Annotated in this window: 14 protein-coding genes and 1 other RNA gene; 6 read left to right on the forward strand and 9 right to left on the reverse strand. The window is 74.5% G+C overall.

Translation table 11 applies throughout. The annotated features are described in order from the left end of the window. Nucleotides 1-5: 5 nt before the first annotated feature. Nucleotides 6-2,255: an acyl-CoA dehydrogenase family protein gene (locus J0910_RS26655; RefSeq protein ID WP_420161285.1), complete on the reverse strand. Its 2,250-nt coding sequence runs from the start codon at nucleotides 2,253-2,255 to the stop codon at nucleotides 6-8. 210 nt (nucleotides 2,256-2,465) lie between these two features. Between J0910_RS26655 and J0910_RS26660 the strand changes: the two genes are divergently transcribed. Continuing rightward, entirely contained in the window at nucleotides 2,466-3,371 is a 906-nt protein-coding gene (locus J0910_RS26660; RefSeq protein ID WP_420161286.1) for a hypothetical protein, read from the forward strand. Between the two features lie 84 nt (nucleotides 3,372-3,455). On the opposite strand, the gene J0910_RS26665 is transcribed toward J0910_RS26660, so the two are convergent. After that, nucleotides 3,456-3,974, reverse strand: coding sequence for an NADPH-dependent FMN reductase (locus tag J0910_RS26665; protein WP_420161287.1), 519 nt, complete (start codon nucleotides 3,972-3,974; stop codon nucleotides 3,456-3,458). A 607-nt stretch (nucleotides 3,975-4,581) separates the two neighbouring features. Here J0910_RS26665 and nagA point away from each other — a divergent pair. From nagA to J0910_RS26680, 3 genes are all read left to right on the forward strand, one after another. Then, nucleotides 4,582-5,730, forward strand: coding sequence for an N-acetylglucosamine-6-phosphate deacetylase (gene nagA / locus J0910_RS26670; protein ID WP_420161288.1), 1,149 nt, complete (start codon nucleotides 4,582-4,584; stop codon nucleotides 5,728-5,730). A 246-nt stretch (nucleotides 5,731-5,976) separates the two neighbouring features. Next, nucleotides 5,977-8,460, forward strand: coding sequence for a glycosyltransferase family 4 protein (locus J0910_RS26675; RefSeq protein ID WP_420161289.1), 2,484 nt, complete (start codon nucleotides 5,977-5,979; stop codon nucleotides 8,458-8,460). A 111-nt stretch (nucleotides 8,461-8,571) separates the two neighbouring features. Further along, nucleotides 8,572-8,883, forward strand: a complete 312-nt coding sequence (locus tag J0910_RS26680) for a hypothetical protein (protein ID WP_017593472.1) — start codon at nucleotides 8,572-8,574, stop codon at nucleotides 8,881-8,883. A gap of 246 nt (nucleotides 8,884-9,129) precedes the next feature. Here J0910_RS26680 and J0910_RS26685 read toward each other — a convergent pair whose 3' ends face one another. Beyond that, nucleotides 9,130-9,810, reverse strand: coding sequence for an NAD(P)-dependent alcohol dehydrogenase (locus tag J0910_RS26685; RefSeq protein ID WP_420161290.1), 681 nt, complete (start codon nucleotides 9,808-9,810; stop codon nucleotides 9,130-9,132). A 107-nt stretch (nucleotides 9,811-9,917) separates the two neighbouring features. Here J0910_RS26685 and J0910_RS26690 point away from each other — a divergent pair, with 107 nt between their 5' ends. Next, nucleotides 9,918-10,844 (forward strand): LysR family transcriptional regulator, encoded by a 927-nt coding sequence (locus J0910_RS26690; protein ID WP_420161291.1) that lies wholly within the window; start codon nucleotides 9,918-9,920, stop codon nucleotides 10,842-10,844. Nucleotides 10,845-10,911: 67 nt separating this feature from the next. Further along, nucleotides 10,912-12,201: an MFS transporter gene (locus J0910_RS26695; RefSeq protein WP_420161292.1), complete on the forward strand. Its 1,290-nt coding sequence runs from the start codon at nucleotides 10,912-10,914 to the stop codon at nucleotides 12,199-12,201. A gap of 75 nt (nucleotides 12,202-12,276) precedes the next feature. Here the strand turns inward: J0910_RS26695 and ssrA are convergent. The 6 genes from ssrA to prfB form a co-directional block, all read right to left on the reverse strand. After that, nucleotides 12,277-12,649, reverse strand: a transfer-messenger RNA (tmRNA) gene (gene ssrA / locus J0910_RS26700). A 486-nt stretch (nucleotides 12,650-13,135) separates the two neighbouring features. After that, nucleotides 13,136-15,187 (reverse strand): penicillin-binding transpeptidase domain-containing protein, encoded by a 2,052-nt coding sequence (locus J0910_RS26705; RefSeq protein ID WP_420161293.1) that lies wholly within the window; start codon nucleotides 15,185-15,187, stop codon nucleotides 13,136-13,138. 23 nt (nucleotides 15,188-15,210) lie between these two features. Next, nucleotides 15,211-15,675: an SsrA-binding protein SmpB gene (gene smpB, locus J0910_RS26710; RefSeq protein ID WP_017593466.1), complete on the reverse strand. Its 465-nt coding sequence runs from the start codon at nucleotides 15,673-15,675 to the stop codon at nucleotides 15,211-15,213. 99 nt (nucleotides 15,676-15,774) lie between these two features. Next, nucleotides 15,775-16,683 (reverse strand): permease-like cell division protein FtsX, encoded by a 909-nt coding sequence (ftsX, locus tag J0910_RS26715; RefSeq protein WP_420161294.1) that lies wholly within the window; start codon nucleotides 16,681-16,683, stop codon nucleotides 15,775-15,777. A 90-nt stretch (nucleotides 16,684-16,773) separates the two neighbouring features. Continuing rightward, complete coding sequence (ftsE, locus tag J0910_RS26720; protein WP_420161295.1) at nucleotides 16,774-17,463, reverse strand: cell division ATP-binding protein FtsE; 690 nt, start codon at nucleotides 17,461-17,463, stop codon at nucleotides 16,774-16,776. Nucleotides 17,464-17,792: 329 nt separating this feature from the next. Beyond that, the gene (prfB, locus tag J0910_RS26725; RefSeq protein WP_420161296.1) at nucleotides 17,793-18,911 is read right to left on the reverse strand and encodes a peptide chain release factor 2; all 1,119 of its coding nucleotides are present in this window, start codon (nucleotides 18,909-18,911) and stop codon (nucleotides 17,793-17,795) included. Nucleotides 18,912-19,044: the final 133 nt, after the last annotated feature.

Here is a 19,044-nt window from a genome sequence, read left to right on the forward strand (position 1 = left end):
CGCCGCTATGCCTCCGGGTCGCGGGGGAGCCCGAGCAGCCGCTCGGCGATGATGTTGAGCTGCACCTCGGTGGTGCCCCCGTAGATCGTCATGGAGCGGCTGAACAGCATATAGCGGGCCCAGGTGCCGGTGGAGTCCGAGGGGTCCGCGCAGACCGCCGCCCCGCCCTGGCCCTCCCAGATGTGGTCGGCGACCCGCTGGTTGAACTCCACCCCGAGCAGTTTGCGCACGCTGGACTCGGCGCCGGGCTCGGTCCCGGAGAGCTGCTTCAGCGTCACCCGCAGCCCGAGCAGCTCGATCGCCTGCCCGAGGGCGATCAGCCGCCCGGCGGACACCCGGACGTCGCGGTCGGCGGGGTCGGCCGGGGCGGCGGCGCCCCACCCCCCGGGCGACGGCGCCCTGCGGAGGAAGTCGAGGAGTTCCGGAACGCCGGCGCCGAGACCGCTCCCGCCGGACAGCGCCACCCGCTCGTTGCTGAGCGTGGTGCGCGCGACCCGCCAGCCGTCGCCGACGCCGCCCACCACCTGGTCGTCGGGGACGAACACGCCGTCGAAGAAGACCTCGTTGAAGACCGCGTCCCCGGTGAGCTCGCGCAGCGGGCGCACCTCCAGGCCGGGGGCGGCCATGTCCACCAGGAAGTAGGTGATGCCCTCGTGCCGGTCGGACGCGCCGGGGTCGGTGCGGGCCAGGCAGATGCCCCACTGCGCCAGCTGCGCCATGGACGTCCAGATCTTCTGCCCGGTGAGCCGGTAGCCGCCGTCGACCCGCTCGGCCCGCATGGACAGCGAGGCCAGGTCGGAGCCGGCGCCCGGCTCGCTGAACAGCTGGCACCAGGTGATCTCCCCGCGCAGCGTCGGCCGGAGGAACCGCTCCTGCTGCCCGGGGGTGCCGTGCCCGGCCAGCGAGGGCACCACCCAGGCGCCGATGGCCAGCCCGGGGCCGCGCAGCCCGGCGCGGCGCGCCTCCTGCTGGATGAGGACCTGCTCCAGCGGCGCGGCGCCGCGCCCCCAGGGCCGGGGCAGGTGCGGCATGACCCACCCGCGCTCGGCCATGGCGGCGAACCGCTCGCCGTCGTCGGCGATCCCGGCCAGCGCGCCGGCCTCCTCCCGGATCCGCTCGCGGAGCCCGGCGTCCTCGGCGTCCTGCGGGCCGACCTCGACCGGGCGCCGGTGCCCGGCCAGGGCCAGGTCGGCGACGTCGGCCGCGCGGTCCGCCGCGGCGCCGGACAGGATCCGCAGGGCGGAGGCCCGGCGCAGGTAGCGGTGGGCGTCGTGCTCCCAGGTGAAGCCGATGCCGCCGTGCACCTGGATGCAGTCCCGGGCGCATTCGAGGGCGGCGTCGGGGGCGATGAGGCCGGCGACCGCGGCGGCGAACCGCACCCGGTCGGACGCGGGCCCGCCGGTGTCCTCGGCGTAGCCGCGCGCGGCGTCCCACACCGCGGCGCGGGCCTTCTCCAGCGCGATGGCCATCCGGGCGCACCTGTGCTTGACGCCCTGGAATCGGCCGATCGGGTGGCCGAACTGGACCCGGACCCCGGCGTAGTCGGCGGCGGCCGCCACGCACCAGGCGGCGACCCCGGCCGCCTCGGCGCCGAGCAGCACCGCGGCGATCCCGTCCGCGTCCTCCCGGTCCAGGCCGGCGAGCAGGGCTCCGCCGGGCACCGGCAGCGCGTCGGCCTCCAGGCGGGCGACGCCGCGGCCCAGGTCGAGCGCGGGCAGCGCGGTGCGCCGGAACGCCGCGCCGTCCAGGACCGCCCAGGCCTCCCGGCCGCCGGTGAGCAGCGGGACGAGGACGTGGTCGGCCCCGGCGCCCTCCAGGACCGGCTGCAGCGCCCCGGTGACGGCGAGCCCGCCGCCCGGTGCGGGGACGGCGGCCAGCGCCGGGCCGGGGGCGACGGCGGCGGTGCGGGTCCCGTCGGCCAGGCCGGGCAGCAGCCGCTCGCGCAGCTCGGGCCCGCCGAACCGGTCGATCAGCGCCGAGGCCAGCACGGTCGGCAGGAACGCGGCGCCGGCCAGGCCGCGGCCGAGCTCCTCCAGGGCCACGGCGAGCTCCGGCAGGCCGCCGCCCTGCCCGCCGTACTTCTCCGGCAGGTGCAGGCCGAGCAGGCCCTGGGCTGCCAGGCCGGCCCGGAGGGCGGGCGGGTCCTGCCCCGCCTCCCCCGGCCCGCCGCCCGGGCCGTCCGGTACGGTGCGTTCGATCAGGCCGCGCACCGCCGCGGCCAGCTCTTCGTGTTCTCCGGTCAGTCCGATCGCCATCGACAGCCCCTCGGTCCGGTTCGCGCTGGTCCTGCCGCGACACCAGACTAGAACTCGTTATATATACAGAGTCAACTAGGATCGGTCTTTCCGTTGTGGGCGAGCCGTCCAGCTCCTGCTGGTTCGGCGCACCGGCCCCGGTACGTCCGCGGAAGATCCGATACGAACAGGTTTCACGCGCCGACCCGGTCGGCGGAAAGGCGGTGGCCCGTGACCGGTCTGGTCGCCGCGCTGCTCGCGGCCGCGGTCTACTCCCTCGGCCTGGCCGTCGAGCAGCGCGCCCTGCACCGCGCGCCCTCCATCTCGGTGCGCCGCCCGCTGCACCTGGCCCGGACCCTGCTGGGCAACCCGCGCTGGGTGGGCGGCTGCCTGCTGGCCGCCCTCGGCAGCCTCGGCCTGGTGGTCGCCCTGGGCCTGGCCCCGGTCTCGGTGGTCCAGCCCGCCTTCGCCGGCGGCATCGCGCTGATGCTGCTGCTGACCGCGCTGGTCCTGGGCGACCCGATCTCCCGGGGGGAGAAGGCCGCGCTGGCGCTGATGCCGGTGGCGCTGCTGCTGCTCAGCCTCTCCCTGGGGGACGGCGGGAGCACCGGGACCACCCCGGACATGCCGTTCCTGCTGGCGGTGAGCGTGGGCACCGTGGTCGCCTGCGTCGCCGCGGTCGCCTTCGCCTCCGGCGGCGGGCGCTCGGTCTCCGCCGCCGCCATGGGGGCCGCGGCCGGTCTGGCCCAGGGCGTGGCCGGCCTGCAGGGCAAGGCGCTCGGCGGCCTCCTGGCCGATCAGGGGCTGCCCGGGGCGCTGCTCCCCGCCCTCGCCTCGCCCTTCCCCTACCTGTACGCGCTGGGCTGGGCGGTGGGCATCGTGCTCTTCCAGGCCTCCCTGCAGCGCGCCCGCGCCTCGATCACCGCCCCGGTCGCCAACGTCACCGGCAACGTCTTCATGGTCGTGCTGGGCACCCTGATCTTCAGCGAGAGCCTGCCCGAGGACCCGCTGATGCTGGCGCTGCGCGCGGCCGGGTTCCTGCTCACCCTGGTCGTCGTGGTCCTGGTGCGCGGCAACGCCGCCCAGGCCGAGGCCGACACCTCCCGGATCCGCGAGGCCGCCCGCCCCGGGGGCTGACCGGCCGGACCCGGCGGGAAGGGGGCGGCCCCCGCGCCGTCCGGTGCGGGGGCCGCCCCCTTTCCGCTTCGCGCGCGGCCGGGGTCAGGCCGAGACGGCGACCGCCTGGCGCAGGGCCGGGGCGGCGACCTCGGCCCAGGCGCCGATCACGCCGGCGGGCTCGCCCAGCTCGGTGGAGGCCAGCAGCAGGGCCGGCTCGACCACCCAGGCGCCCAGGTCGGACAGGAGCACCCGCAGGTCGGCCTCGATGTTGCGGCCGTTGCGCAGGTCCGGCACCGAGGCCATCGGGACGGCCACGCCGCGGCCCAGGCCCAGCTCGGGCAGCCGGTCCAGGAAGACCTTGAGCAGGCCGGTGTAGGAGCCGTGCGTCTGCGGGGTGGCGACCAGCAGCACGTCGGCGGAGCGGACCGCGTCCAGCGCGTCGGCGACGTCCCGGCCGGTGTCGGCGGCCAGCAGCGCCGGACCGAGGCGGGCCAGGTCGATGGTGTCCGGCTCGGCCTCCAGGCCGGCCTGGGCGGCGAGCGCCCGGGCGGCGCGGGCGGCGGCGGAGCCGAGGGCGGAATCAGGGGTGTGGTCGGCGACGAGCACGGTGAAACGGGTCATGGGGCGGTCTCCAGTGTGCGGGCGGCGCGGGCCGCGAAAGCGCTGTGGGTTCGTCGGGCGCGACGCGTACGGTGCGCGCGCGGGCCTGATCGATGGGCCTGGATACCGGGGTGCCGCACCTCTCGGGCCGACGACGGCGCTGTGGACGGCCGGGTGCGCCGCGCGCGGAGCGGGCGGCGGAGAGGAGAGAGGGAGGAGGACACGACCGGTGCGGATCCCGGGCGGGCTCGCGGCGGAAACGGCGGCGAGGGCGCTCCGGGCGACGGGGCCGGGCCCCGACGGCGCTAACTACGACACAGGGCGCTGGCCTGCTGCCTCAGATCGACATGCAGGCGCTGGACGAGCAGCTCACCGGCGGTCATGCCCACCATCATGGGGTGAGCGGGCGCTATGGTCAATGCATGTTGGGCGGAATTGTCGTGCGCAGCGCCGCCGCGGCCTCCGCCCTCCGCGACACCTCCCCGCCTCGGCGTGCGCAACGCCCCAGTTCCCTCCGGGAACCGGGGCCGCCCCCCGCCCTGCCGGGGACGGTTCGGACGGCAGTGTGGCATCGGGCACAGGCGTGCCAGGAGAGCCCCAGAGGGCATTCGGGAGGACGCGGAACCACATGGGCGCGAACACGACGACCCTGACCAACGCACGGCTGCTCACCCCCGAGGGGTTCCGGCTCGGCTGGCTGCACATCGAGCGCGGCCGGATCCGGTCACTGGGCACCGGCGCCCTGCCGGCCGAGGCCGGCCCCGCCGTCGACGCCGGCGGCCGCACCGTGCTGCCCGGCGCGGTCGACGTGCACGTGCACGGCGGCGCGGGCGCGGCGTTCACCGAGACCGACCCCGAGCGGCTGCTCTCGATCGTCCGGTTCAACCGCGAGCAGGGCGTCACCACCGTGGTCGGCGGCCTGGTGGCCGCCTCCCCCGCCGACACCCTGGCCCAGGTCGCGGCGCTGGCCGAGCTGACCGAGGCCGGCGAGATCGCCGGGTCCTACCTGGAGGGCCCGTGGATCTCCGAGCACCGGCACGGGGCGCACGACCCGGCCCTGCTCCGCGAGCCCGACCTCGCCGAGTTCGCCCAGATCGTCAAGGCCGGACGCGGCCACATCCGGATGATCACCGTCGCCCCGGAGCTGCCCGGCGCGCTCGACCTGATCCGCGCCGCGGTCTCCGAGGGGATCACCGTCGCGGTGGGGCACACCGAGGCCACCTACGACCAGGCCCGTGCCGCCTTCGACGCGGGCGCCTCCATGGCCACCCACCTGTACAACGCGATGCGCCCGCTCAACCACCGCGAGCCCGGACCGATCGGCGCGGCGCTCACCGACGAGCGGATCGTCCTGGAGCTGATCAACGACGGCGTGCACGTCCACCCGGCCGCCGCCCAGGTGGCCTTCGACGCCGCCGGGAGCGAGCGGATCGCCCTGGTCACCGATGCGATGGCGGCCACCGGGCTGGGCGACGGCACCTACAGCCTGGGCAAGCTGGAGGTCCGGGTGGAGGGCGGCCGGGCGCTGCTCGCCGACGGCACCATCGCCAGCAGCACGATCGTCCTGCCGGACGCGATCCGCCGCGCGGTGCGGACCGTGCCCGGCGTCGACCTGGCCGCCGCGGCCCGCTCGGCCGCCACCGTCCCGGCCCGCGCCCTGGGCATCCCCGAGGTCGGCTCGCTGGAGCCCGGTTTCCACGCCGACCTGCTGGTCCTCGACGACGACCTGGGCGTGGCCGGCGTCGTGCACCGCGGCGAGTGGGTCCGCCCGCTCTGACGCACGGCCCCCTGAGGCGCGCTCCGCCGGCCGGCGGAGCGCGCCGCGCCTTTCCTCCGGGCAGATCCTGGTCCCGGTACACCCCACCGGTGCAATCTGTGGCGATTTCCGGCGCGGCGTGTCGTAATGCCCGAATCACCCCTTGTGTGGAAAATGGCAGGTCAGGCGGCGGACCGCGCCCTTGCCCCGGAAGCGGTCCGAGCTCCCCCTCCGCCGACCGATGAATCGGGCCACCACGGGGGAAACGTGAAGATCGTCTACCTCATCCACAACCTGTACGGCATCGGCGGCACCATCCGGACGGTGATCAACCAGGCCGAGGCCCTGGCCGAACTCGGCCACGGCGTGGAGGTCGTCTCGGTCTTCCGGCACCGGGAGGACCCGGTCCTGCCGGTCGGCCCCCGAGTGGGCGTCCGGCCGGTGATCGACCTGCGCGACCCGCCCGCCGGCGAGTCCGCCCGGCGGCCCTCCCGGCTCTACCCGGCCGAGGAGAAGCTCTACCGGGACCACAGCGCCGCCTCCGACGAACTCATCGCGCAGGCGCTCGCCGAAGCCGGGCCCGATGTCGCGGTGGGCACCCGGGCCGGGCTGAACATCCTGCTCACCCGGCTGCCGCTGCGCGAGGACGGGATCGCCGTCGTCGGCCAGGAGCACCTCACCCACCGGATGTACGGCCGCGACCTGATGGCCGCCATGTCCCGCGCCTACCCGCACCTGAGCGCGCTGGTCCCGGTCACCGAGGCCGACGCGGCCGCCTACCGGGAGCGGATGCGGCTGCCCGGCGTCGTGGTCCGGGCGATCCCCAACTGCGTACCGGAGCCCGCGCTCACCGCGGGCGGGGCGCCCCGCCGCACCGTCGCCGCGGCCGGGCGGCTCACCGGGATGAAGGGCTACGACCTGCTGATCGACGCGTTCGCCCGGGTCTCCGACGAGCACCCGGGGTGGACGCTGCGGATCTACGGGCGCGGCAAGGGGCTGGACGCCCGCCGGCGGCAGATCGCCGCACTGGGCCTGCACGACCGCGCCTTCATGATGGGCCCGCACCCGCGGATGGACGAGGCCTGGGCGGTCTCCTCGTTCTGCGCGGTCACCTCGCGCGACGAGCCGTTCGGCATGACCATCGTGGAGGCGATGCGGGCCGGCCTGCCGGTGCTCAGCACCGACTGCCCGTTCGGGCCGGCCGAGATCATCACCGACGGCCACGACGGGCTGCTGGTGCCCAACGGCGACGTCGGCGCGATCGCCGACGGGCTGGACCGGCTGATGGGCGACGACGCGCTGCGCACCCGGATGGCCGCCGCGGCCCTGGAGAGCTCCCGCCGGTACGCCCCCGAGGCCATCGCCCGGCGGCACGAGGAGCTCTTCACCGACCTGCTCGCCACCCCGTCCGTCCCCGCGCAGCGCTCCGCGCGGACCGTGCGGCCCACCGCGCCGCCGGACGACGAGCCCGCCCCGGACCACTGCGCCGCCGAGGCGGCGGCCGACGGGTCGGTGCGGCTGCGCTTCGCGCGCCCGCCGCAGGCCGTCGTGCTCCAGGGCGAGGAGGGCGAGCAGCTCATCCCCGCGCAGAACGGATCGGTGCCGATCACCCCGGCCGACATCAGGCGGGCCGGCGGCGCCTGCTCGGTGCTGCGCCGGGACGAGGACGGCGCCCCGGTCCCGGTCCCGGCCACCCTGCTGGACCTGCGCTCCGCGCCCGCCCCGGCCTCCGACGACCTCGCCGGGCACCCCGCCGGCCTGGAGTTCGTGCTGCCGCAGCGGGCCGCGGCCGGCCTGCTCCGGGTCTCGGTGCGCGGCGCCGCCCGGTACGCCGAGGTCCGCGACGTCCAGGTGGCCGCCGAAGCGGTGACGGTGACCGGCAGCGTGCTCGGCGCCGGCCGGGGCGACCCCGACGGGCTGCTGGTGCTGCGGCCGGGCGCGGGGGCGGACCGCATCACCGCGGCCGCCCCGGTGGACGCCTCCGGCATGTTCACCGCCGCGGTGCCCACCTCCGAGGTCGCCACCGGGCATTCCCGGCGGCTCTCCGCCCTGGACGACCCCGCGGCGCCGGTGAACTGGAGCCTGGTGCTGCGCGCCTTCGGCGCCGAGCACCGGGTGGGCCGGCTGCTGCTGGGGGCCGCCGACTGGTCCCGGATCACCGGGTACCCGCACGCCGTCGCCTGCGCCGACGGCCGGGGCGGCGCGTTCCTGGTCCAGCCCCGCTACACCCGGGCCGGGCGGCTGGCGCTGCGCTCCGCCCCCTGCGGACCGGACGAGAGCGCGGACCCGCTGGCGCACGCGGTCAGCGACCTCGCGGTGCGCTGGGCGACGCCCGAGCCGCTGCCGTCCCTGCTGATCAGCGGCGCGATCCGGTCCCAGGCGGTGTCGGCCGACTCGCTCCGGCTGCTGCTCGTCGGGGACGCGCCGGACACGGTTCCGCTCCCGCTCAGCACCGAGCAGGACGCCGGCGGCGTCTACTACACCGCCTGGGTGACGCTGGCCCGGCGCGCGGTGCCGTTCGGCCGCCGGCGGGTGGTGCTGCAGACCGGCGGCGCGCTGGGCGACGCGGAGCCGGGCTGCCCGGACCCGCCCGGCCCGCACCGGTGGTGGATCGGCCCGCTCCCGGTCTACGCGCGGATCCGGGAGGTGGACGGAGCGACCGTCATCGAGTACGCCCCGATCGACCTCCCGCAGGCGCTGCGCAAGCGAATCCGCAGGTGGCGGCGGAAGTTGCCGGGGCATCCCCGGTGAGGGCCGGGCAGGTCCGCCCGGCGTGTCGAAGCCATGGTTACGACCTGGTAACCGTACGCAGGGTGACAATGGCGGCTACAGCAGGTCACCCGTCCGTGAGGAGGAGGCGCCATGGCCGACATCGAGAACGCCCGCTACCGTTCGGCGTCCGAGGCGCCGGAGAGCGTCGAGCGGAGGCAGCTGTCCCTGCTCGCCGAAGCGCTCACGAAGTACGGTGTCACCTCCAGCCTGGTCGGCCCAGAGCCGCCGGTCCTGCGGGTGCGCAATCCCGGTTCCGACTACGCCGTCGAGGACATCGGGTGCGAGCGGCGCGAGCACAACCACGCCTTCCTCGCCTCGTTCGGTGTCCACCTCGGCACCAGTGAGAGCATTCCGATGACCGCCAAGAAGGTCGCGTGGCTGGTCGGCGCCACCGACCCCTGACCGCCCGGACCCAGCGCCCCGCCGGCCGGCGGGCCCCTTCCGCGGGCCCCGGCCCCGGGGCGGGTTCCGGGCGGTCACCCCCCGGAACGCGAGCGCCTCCGGCCCTGCGGCCGGAGCCGGACCGCCGCCCGGGCGGGGGATCCCCGGGCCGGCCGCCGCACCCGCCGCGCCCCGGGAACGCCCCGAGGGCCTTCCGCCCGCGCCGGACCGCGGCCGCACCTCCCCGGGAGGCCGCCGGCACCGGGGTCAGGACCGGACGGCCACCACCGATCTGCCCTGCGCATGCCCCTCCCCCTGGCGGGCCAGGGCCTCGGCGACGCCGTCCAGCGCGCAGGTCCGCCCGACGGCGGGCCGCACCCGCCCGGCCTCGATCATCTCCGTGAGCACCGCGAGGTCCCCCCGGTTCGGCCTCGCCGCGAACATCACCGCCCTGGGGCCGCCGCGCCGGGACCAGAGGACCGCCCGGAGCAGGTAGGGCAGCGGGCCGAGCAGCCGGCCGCCGGGCATGCCGGTCGCGCCGACGTAGACGCCGCCGCGCAGCACCCGCCGGTACTCGGCCGGCGTGCGGCTCCCGACCAGGTCGAGGATGACGTCGTAGGACCGATCGCCGAGGGGGTCCTCCCGGGTGCAGTCGACGGCCCGGTCCGCGCCGTAGGAGCGCACGCGGTCCAGGTCGCGGGTGCTGCACACGCCGATCACGTCCGCGCCGAGCGCCCGGGCGATCTGGACCGCGGACATGCCGACGCCGCCGGACGCGCCGTTGACCAGGACCCGGTGGCCGGGCCGGACCCCGCCGGCGTCGCGGAGGCCCCGGAGCGCCGCGACCCCCGCGAGCGGGACGGCCGCCGCCTCGGCGAAACCGAGGCCGGCCGGCTTGGGCGACAGGGCGTCCTCGGCGTAGGCGCCGCCGGGGAGCTCGCCGTACACCTCGGCGCCCGGGCGCAGCCGGGCGCCCCCGGGCCGGGCGGGCGCCAGGGTATAGGGTCGCCCCCGGGCGGGGCCCGGCTCCGTCCCCCACACCGACCAGGCAGGAGGTGCTCCTCCGCTTCCGGGGGCTGATGGTGGAACGGCTGGAGATCGAGAGCTTTCTGACGCTCGCCGAGGAACTGCACTTCGGGCGCACCGCCGAGCGTCTGCTCGTCTCCCGGGCCCGGGTCAGCCAGACCATCCGGAGGCTGGAGCGGCGGATCGGCGCCCCGCTGTTCGAACGGACCAGCCGCAGGGTGCGGCTGCCCCCGCTCGGGCGGCGGCTCCACGACGACCTCGAACCCGGCTACCGGCGCATCCAGGAGGGCGTGGCCAGGGCGCAGGCCGCCGCCAAGGGCATCGAAGGGGTGCTGCGGGTCGGCTACCTGGGGGCCGCGGCGGGCGAGTTCGTGCTCGACGTGACGGACGCCTTCACCGCCCGCCATCCCGGTTCCGAGGTGCAGATCCGCGAGACGCAGATCAGCGACCTGCTCGGGCCGCTGCGCACGGGGGAGGTGGACGTACTGGTCACCCAGTTCCCCGTCGACGAGCCCGATCTCACCCGGGGCCCGGTGGTCTTCTCCGTGCCGCGGATGCTCGCCGTGCCCTCCGGGCACCCGCTGGCCGAGCGGGAGTCCGTCTCGCTCGAGGACCTCGCCTGCGACAAGGTGTTCGCCTGCATCGGCGAGGTGCCGGTGTACTGGCAGGAGCACAACGCGCCGCTGCGCACCCCCGGCGGCCGGCCCGTCGAGCGCGGCCGGTCCGCCGCCACGCTGCAGGAGACCCTCGCCCTCATCGGCGCCGGCAAGGGCATCTCCCCCGTGGGCGCCGACGTCGCCCGGCGCCACACCCCGCGGGGCGTCGCCTACGTCCCCTTCACCGACGCCGAGCCCGTGGAGTACGGGATCGTGTGGCGGGCGGCCGGCGAGACCGCCCGGGTCCGTGCGTTCGTGCAGGCCGGCACAGAGGCCGCCGCAGCGGCGGGCGATCGGTGAGCCCGGCTTACCGCACGTTGCGGTTTTCGGCGTTGTTCCAGGTCGGCAGGGGTTCGACAGTGGACCGGTGAGCAATGACCCTGCGCGTCCGAAGACGCGCCCCCAGAACCGTTCCTCCGCGCCCGCCGCGCTGTCCGCCCTCGCGCTCGGCGCGTTCGCCGTCGGCACCACCGAGGTCGTCATCGCCGGCCTGCTTCCCGAGATCGCGGCCGACTTCGGCGTCTCCATCCCCACCGCGGGGTTCCTGGTCTCCGGATACGCCCTGGGCATGGTGGTGGGCGCCCCGCTGCTGACCGCTCTCGGCACCCGGGTGCCGCGCAAGACCATGCTGATGTGGCTGATGGCCCTGTTCATCGGCTCCAACGTGATCAGCGCCGCGGCCCCCGCCTACGCCGTACTGATGGCGGGCCGGATCCTGTCCGCCCTGGCCGGCGGCGCCTACGTCGGCATCGGCGCCGTCACCGCCGCCGACCTGGTCCCAGAGGACCGCAGGGCCCGGGCGATCGCCACCCTGTTCATGGGGCTGAGCATCGCCAACGTCCTCGGCGTCCCCGGGGGCACCGCCCTGGGGCAGGCGCTGGGCTGGCGCTCCGCCTTCTGGGCGGTGGCCGCGATCGGAGCGGCCGTCCTCCTCGGGGTGCTCAGGCTCGTTCCCCGCAGGCCGGCCGGTCGGGACGCGGACCTGCGCGGGGAGCTGGCGGTGTTCAAGCGGGGCCGGCTGTGGCTCGCCTACGGCGCGACCGCTCTGGGCTGGGCCCCCGCCCTGGCCGTCGTCACCTACATCGCCCCCATGCTCACCGAGGTCACCGGCTTCTCCGACGGCGCGGTCCCGGTCGTGCTGGTCCTGTTCGGGGTCGGCATGGTCATCGGCACGCCGATCGGCGGCAGGCTCGCCGACCGCGCGCTGACGCCGGCGCTGTACGGGGTGCTCACCGCGGTCACCGCCGCCTCGCTGGTGCTGCTGCCCGCCGTGCAGGGCAAGGCCGCCGCGGTGGCCGGCTTCATCCTCTTCGGCGCGGCGGTGGCGGCGGTCATCCCGCCGGTGCAGGCCAAGGTGATGGCCACCGCCGAGGGCGCGCCGAACCTGGCCTCGGCCTCGAACGTCTCCGCCTTCAACATCGGCAACGCCGCCGGCCCCTTCCTCGGCGGGGCGGCCATCGGCGCGGGGCACGGATACACCTCCCCCATCTGGATCGCCGCCCTGCTCGGCGCGGGCGGCCTGCTCCTCGCGCTGCTCTCCGGTGCGCTCGACCGGCGGGCGCGGCCGGGGCTGGGGGGCGACCGCGGCCGCACAGGCGAGGCCGGGCGGCGCGCCCCCTCGGCCGACCGGAGCGCCGCGCCGGCCGCCGACCGCTGAGGCCGGTGCGCCGCCCCTCGAAATACGGAGAGCCCCCGGCCCGCGAGTGCTCTCGCGGGCCGGGGGCTCTTCCAGAGGTGGAGGTGGCGGGAATCGAACCCGCGTCCTTCAGCAACGCACCAGGGCTTCTCCGGGTGCAGTCCGTGCTGTCGTTCTACTCGGCCCCAGTGCTACCACGAACAGTTCACTGACGGGCCCAGCCACGAAGGTGTCCCACCCGGGCCTCGTGGCCCGATCCGGGTGGTGAGTCCTCTTAACGATGCCGGACACTGGGCCGAGGACGGGCCCAGGCCGACAGAGTCGCTATCGCTTAGGCAGCGAGAGCGAACTCAGTGCGCTTGGAATTGGCACTTGATATTTATGCGAATGCAGGATTTACGAGGTCACAAACGCAACCCTCGACCCGCTTCCCCTGATACGGCTACCGAAGTCGAAACCGATCACCCCCTGTGCAGTTTTCAACGGGCCCGGGGGCCCGCGAGCGGAGCTCGCGGCTCCGCGGGGCACCGGAGTGCCCCAGCGATCCAACGCTACCGGTACAACGCCTCGAAGGCCAAGTGGATTCCCGCGGGGCGGCGGGCGCGCCGGACCGTTACCCGTCCGTGTCCTCGACGGGGGCCGGGCGGCCCTCCCGGGGACCGAGGGGCGCTCCCCCGGCCGGTCCACCGGGGCCCGGACAGGAAGAAACCCTCGCGGGCGCGGACGAGATCCATCAACGCCACCCGCGAGGGCGGCCGGCAGGGTCGGGCCGGCCTTCCTACGGCGAGACCTCCCCCGAGATGAGGTCCCGCCTCATGGACTGGCTTCCGCAACCCCCCATTACGTCACCCAGTCAAGGGGGAAGACGCACGCGGGGCGCGCGATGGTTGCCCGCTCCCGCGAACTTTTCCGCGGGCCGTGCCCGGGGCCGCTCCGCAGCGGCCCCGCGGGCGGCTCAGCCGCCCATCGGAGGCTGCGCCGCGCCCTCCTGGCCGGCCTGGTCCGCGCCGTCGGCACCGGCGCCGGCGGCGCCCTCCCCGCCCTGCGCCGCGTCCTCGCCGTCCTTCCCGCCGCCGAGCACCGGGGCCTCGTACTCGGCCTCGACGTGGCCGACCGGCAGCCCCTGCAGGAAGCCGGTCCCGCTGAGCAGCGCGTACTGGTCCCACACCTGGTCCGCCGGGACCTCCGCGACGGCCGCGAAGGCGATGTGGCCCTGGTAGCCGACGAACCACTGGACCGCGGTCTTCTTGCCGCCGATCTTCTGCTCGGCCTGGGCGACCTGGCCGTGCACCGGAACGGTGCCGATGTTGGCCGGGGTGGCCTGGCCGCGCTCGACCGTGGCGCGCATCAGGGTGCGCAGCTCCTTGACGGTCCCGGCGTCCAGCTCCCGGTCCTCGCCGGGCTTCTCCGCGATGTCGTCGTCGGCGTCGACCGCGAGCCGGGGGGCGTGCCAGGTGCCGTCGGCCACCGCGCCCGCCACCAGGGCCATCGACAGCGGGCTCACCGTGACCCCGCCGGTGCCGGCCATGCCCGCGGCGGTGCCGGCCTCACCGGTGGCGGAGAGCTCGCCGCTGTAGGTGGGCAGCGAGAGCTGCCAGTCGCCGCCGATGCCGAACTGCTCGGCCGCCTCGGCCAGGCCCTCCTCGCCGGTCTTCCCGCCCAGGCCGGCCAGGGCCGAGGTGCAGCCGGTGGCGAAGGCCGTGGTCAGGTCCTGCGGCTGGGTCCACTGCCCGGTCTCGTTCTCGTTGCCGAACTCGGTGCCGCCCACCTCGACGCCGGGCTCGCAGGCCAGCTGCGCGCCGGCGCCGGAGACCGCCCCGGTCTGCAGGGCGGCGGCGGCCGAGACGATGCCGAAGGCGCCGCCGGGGCGGTACTCCTCGGTGAACGCGCCGGTGTTGTCGAAGGCGTTCGGGCGGCTGGCCGAGGCGAGCACCTCGCCGGTGCGGGAGTCGACGGCGACCAGGTGGCCCCGGCCCGGCATGCTCTGCAGCGCGGTCTCCGCGGCCTGCTGCGCCTCGGCGTCCAGGGTGGTGGTCACGGAGCCGCTGGGCGTGCCGGGCCACTCCTTCAGCACACCGGTCTGCTTCCCGTCCTCGCCGAGGGTGACCACCTCGGTGGTGGCGGTGCCGGCGAGGCGGTGCTGGAAGACGTTCTGCAGGCCGCTCAGCCCGACCGTGTCGCCGGCCTGGTAGGCGCTGGCGACCCGGGAGGAGACGTTGTGCTCGGCGGTTCCGGCGACCTCGCCGACCACGCTGCGGGCGGTCTCGGGGGTGAGCGGCATCGCGAGCGACCTGGTCTCCACGCCGGGGATCGCCTTGGCCTTGGCCATCACCCCGCTCCGCACGTCCTTCTTGCGGAGCAGCACCAGCGGCTGGAACTCCTCCGGCGGGGCGGAGCGGACCCGGTCCATCAGCGGGTCGGGGTCCTCGTCGAGCAGCTCGGCCAGCGCGGTGATGTTCTTCTCGGCGTCCTCCAGGCCGGACGGGACCACGCCGAAGGCGGTCACCGCGTCCTCGCCGACCAGCGCCCTGCCGGTGCGGTCGTGGAGGCCGCCGCGGTCGGGCACGTCGTAGCTGACCGCGAGGCGCTCGCCCGCGCCGAGGTCGGGGTGGATCACCGAGGGATCCCAGACCACGCGCCAGCCGTCGCCGCCGCGGCGCAGCTCCATCCGGCCGGTGTACTTCCACACCGGGTCGCCGATGCCCAGGTCGGCCTGGGCCTCGAACTCGGAGACGGCGGTGTCGCCGTCCTGCTCCAGCGCGCCCAGGCCGAACCGGACGCCGGCCAGGTCGAGCTGGTCGTGCGCCTCCTTCAGGGCGGTCGCGACCTCGTCGGGGTCGCCGTCGGTGAAGGCCGCCGCGGCGGCGTAGTCGCCGGCCTGCCAGTCCAGCAGGAAGGTGCGGACCGCCACGTCCGGCCGGGGCTGGCTGGTACATCCGGCTAGTGCCGCCGCCGCGATGACACCGGTGCCTGCGGCGATGATGCGGCGGAAGTGGCGGGGGGACACCCTGGTGAATCCTTTCCCGGTGCCTAGCGCCGTCGGCGCAAGGCGCGTTCGATATCGCGCTGCGCCTCCCGCGCGGCGATGTCCTGGCGTTTGTCGTGGCTGCGCTTACCGCGGGCCAGGGCGATCTCGACCTTGGCCTTGCCGTCGCTGAAGTAGAGCGAGAGCGGGACCAGGGTACGCCCGGGCTCCTGGGTCTTCCCGATCAGCCGGGAGATCTCGGAGCGGTGCAGGAGCAGCTTACGCGGTCGGCGGGAGGCGTGGTTGGTCCAGGTCCCGTGGGCGTACTCCGGGATGTGGACGTTCTCCAGCCAGACCTCGCCGTTCTTCACGTGGGCGAAGCCGTCGGCCAGCGAGGCTCGGCCGGCGCGCAGCGACTTGACCTCGGTCCCGGTGAGGACGAGGCCCGCCTCGTAGGTGTCGTCGATGTGGTAGTCGTGCCGGGCGCGCCTGTTCTGCGCGATGAGTTTGCGCCCTTTTTCCCGAGGCACAGGACCTCTCCTCTTTCCGGTCCGTTCCCTGAAGGGGCGGGCCGCCGGTCCGCGGACTCCGGGGCCCGCCCGGCGTGCGGGCGGGCCCCGGAGGATGCATCACACCCGCAGGTAGCGCCGGAGCGTCAGGAACGACGCGATGGTGCAGAGCAGGATGCCGAGGATCAGCGAGAGCCCGATGACGTAGGCGACGGAGCCGCCGCTCAGCGAGATGTCGAAGTTGAACCAGCTCTGGATCCGGTCCAGCAGGAGGAACTTGGCCCCGACGATGAAGCCGGAGGCGATGACGCCGCCGATCAGGCCGGAGATGGCGCCCTCCAGCAGGAAGGGGAGCTGGATGTAGAAGTTGGACGCACCGACCAGGCGCATGATGCCGGTCTCCCGGCGCCGGCTGTAGGCCGACAGCCGGATGGTGTTGCCGATCAGCAGCGCGGCGGCGGCCAACTGGACGAACGCGACCACCAGGGCGGCCCACTTGAGGCCGTCGAGCAGCTCGAAGAACTGGTCGAGGACCTGCTGGTCGTTGTGGACCGAGTCGACCCCCGGGCGCCCCTCCACGGCGTTGAGCACCGCGTCGAACTGGTTGGGGTCCTTGAGCTGCACCCGGAAGTTGTCCGGGATGTCGCCCTCCTGGGCGGCCTCGGTCAGCGCCTGGTTCTCCGAGAACCGGTCCTGGAACTCCTTCCAGGCCTCCGCCGCGGTGACGTACTTGACGCTGCTCACCTCGGGCAGGGATTCCAGGTCGGCCTGGAGGCTCTCCCGGTCCTCCTTGGTGGCCGCGCCGTTCTCCTGGCACACCTTGGACGGGGAGACGTCGGTGCACATGTACACCGTGACCGAGACCCGCTCGTCCCAGAACTGCCGCATGTGCGAGATCTGCTGCTGGACCAGGAGACCGCTGCCGAAGAGGGCGAGCGAGATCGCCACCGTAATGATGACGGCGATCGTCATCGTGAGGTTACGGCGCAGGCCGATCCACATCTCGGAAAGTACGAATTGTGCTCGCATGAGTGTTGAAGGTCCATCCTTGAAGGCTTCGGCGCTGCTCCGGCCGGGTCAGCGGCGGGCTCTCGCCACCCGTCGTTCGGTAGGGCCGGGTCAGTAGGCCTGGCCGTAGACGCCGCGCGTCTGGTCTCGGACGACCACGCCCTCTTCCAGCTCGATGACGCGCTTGCGCATCGAGTCGACGATGGCGGCGTCGTGCGTCGCCATCACCACGGTGGTGCCGGTCCGGTTGATTCGGTCCAGCACCTTCATGATGCCGATCGAAGTGGCGGGGTCGATGTTTCCGGTGGGCTCGTCGGCGAGCAGGATCTGCGGGCGGTTCACGAACGCGCGGGCGATCGCCACGCGCTGCTGCTCACCGCCGGACAGCTCGTCGGGCATCCGGTTGGACTTGCCCTCCAGGCCGACCAGCTCGACCACCTCCGGCACGACCTTGCGGATGAACCGGCGCGGCTTGCCGATGACCTCCAGCGCGAACGCGACGTTCTCGAAGACGTTCTTGTTCGGCAGCAGGCGGAAGTCCTGGAAGACGCAGCCGATGCGGCGCCGCAGGTGCGGGACCTTCCAGTTGGACAGGCGCGCGAGGTCCTTGCCTGCGACATGCACCCTGCCCTTGGAGGGCTTCTCCTCTTTGAGGACGAGCCGGAGGAACGTTGATTTACCCGAGCCGGACGGGCCGACGAGGAAGACGAACTCCCCCTTCTCGACGTCGATGGAGACGTTCTCCAGTGCGGCGCGCTTCTGGGTCGGGTAGACCTTGGTGACGTTTTCGAAGTGGATCACAGGTGCATCACAAGGTTCTCGAAGGTAGGGGCACCCAGGCGGACACAGCGCTTCCGCTCAGGGCAGTACCGGCCACGGGGCCAAACGACAGTGTAGAGGCGATCGCAACCCGGAATGTCCCTGAAGATACGGACCCCGGGCCCCGCCGCAGGGGCGGGGCGATCCGGCGGAGAGCGGGTCTGCACCCGGCTCCCGCCTGGCCCACCTGGCGCATCGGCCACGGCCGCCCGTCGACCGGGCAGCAGAAACGAGCATATCGGAACTGTCAACCGAACATAACGGTAACGTATCGCGAGCCCTGTCTCCGGGCCGCCGCCGGCACCTCCGGACTAGGCTCCGGAAGCCCCTTCACCACTGCGCATCCAGCGGATCTCGGCGTCGATGAACCCGTCGATGTCGCCCTCCAGGACGCCGGCCGTGTTCCCCGTCTCCATCCCGGTACGGGTGTCCTTGACGCTCTGGTACGGGTGCAGCACGTAGTTGCGGATCTGGGTGCCCCAGCTGCTGGTGCCCTCGCCGCGCAGCTCGTCCAGCTCGGCCCGCTCCTCCTTGCGCTTGCGCTCCAGCAGCTTGGCCTGGAGCATGCCCATCGCGGTGGCCTTGTTCTGCAGCTGCGAGCGCTCGTTCTGGCAGGAGACCACGATTCCGGTGGGCAGGTGGGTGATGCGCACCGCGGAGTCGGTGGTGTTCACGCCCTGGCCGCCGGGGCCGGAGGAGCGGTACACGTCGACCCGCAGGTCGCCGTCGTCGATGTCGATGTGGTCGCTCTGCTCCACCACCGGGACGACGTCGATGCCGGCGAAGGAGGTCTGCCGCCGGTTCTGGTTGTCGAACGGGGAGATCCGGACCAGCCGGTGCGTGCCGTGCTCGCCGCGGAGCGTGCCGTAGGCGTAGGCCGCCTTGACCGCGAAGGTCGTCGACTTGATGCCGGCCTCTTCGGCGTAGGAGGTCTCGTAGATCTCGGTGGAGTAGCCGTGCTTCTCGGCCCAGCGCAGGTACATCCGCTGCAGCATCTGCGCCCAGTCCGCCGCGTCCACCCCGCCGGCCTGGGCGTTCACCGTGACCAGCGCTTCGCGCGCGTCGTAGGGGCCGTTCAGCAGGGTGCGGACCTCCAGCTCGCCGATGTCGCCGCGGAGCGACTCCAGCTCGCGGTCGGCCTCGGCCCGGGTGTCCGCGTCCTCCTCCGCGTCGGCCAGCTCGTAGAGGACGCCCAGGTCCTCCAGGCGCTGCCCGATGGAGGTCACCTTGTTGACCGTCGACTCCAGGTCCGACAGCCGCCGGGTGACCGCCTGCGCCCGCGCCTGGTCGTTCCACAGGTCGGGGTCGGCAGACTGCTCGCGCAGTTCGGCGATCTCGGTGTTCTTGGCGTCCAGGTCGAGCACGGCCTCGACGCTCGCCAGCGTCGAGGCGAGTTCCTTGAGCTTCTCTGCGGGGTCTACGTCTGCCACGGACCCAAGTCTAGGGCGTCCGCGCCGTGCTCGCGGAGAGCGGCTCCGCGGCCCCCGCCCCCTTCCCCGCAGGGGCGGGGCGCGCGGCGGCGGGGAAGCCGGGCCGGGGCCGGCCCGTGCGGGCCGGCCCCGG

It is taken from the genome of Nocardiopsis oceanisediminis, from assembly GCF_048595525.1.
Lineage (GTDB): Bacteria > Actinomycetota > Actinomycetes > Streptosporangiales > Streptosporangiaceae > Nocardiopsis_A > Nocardiopsis_A oceanisediminis.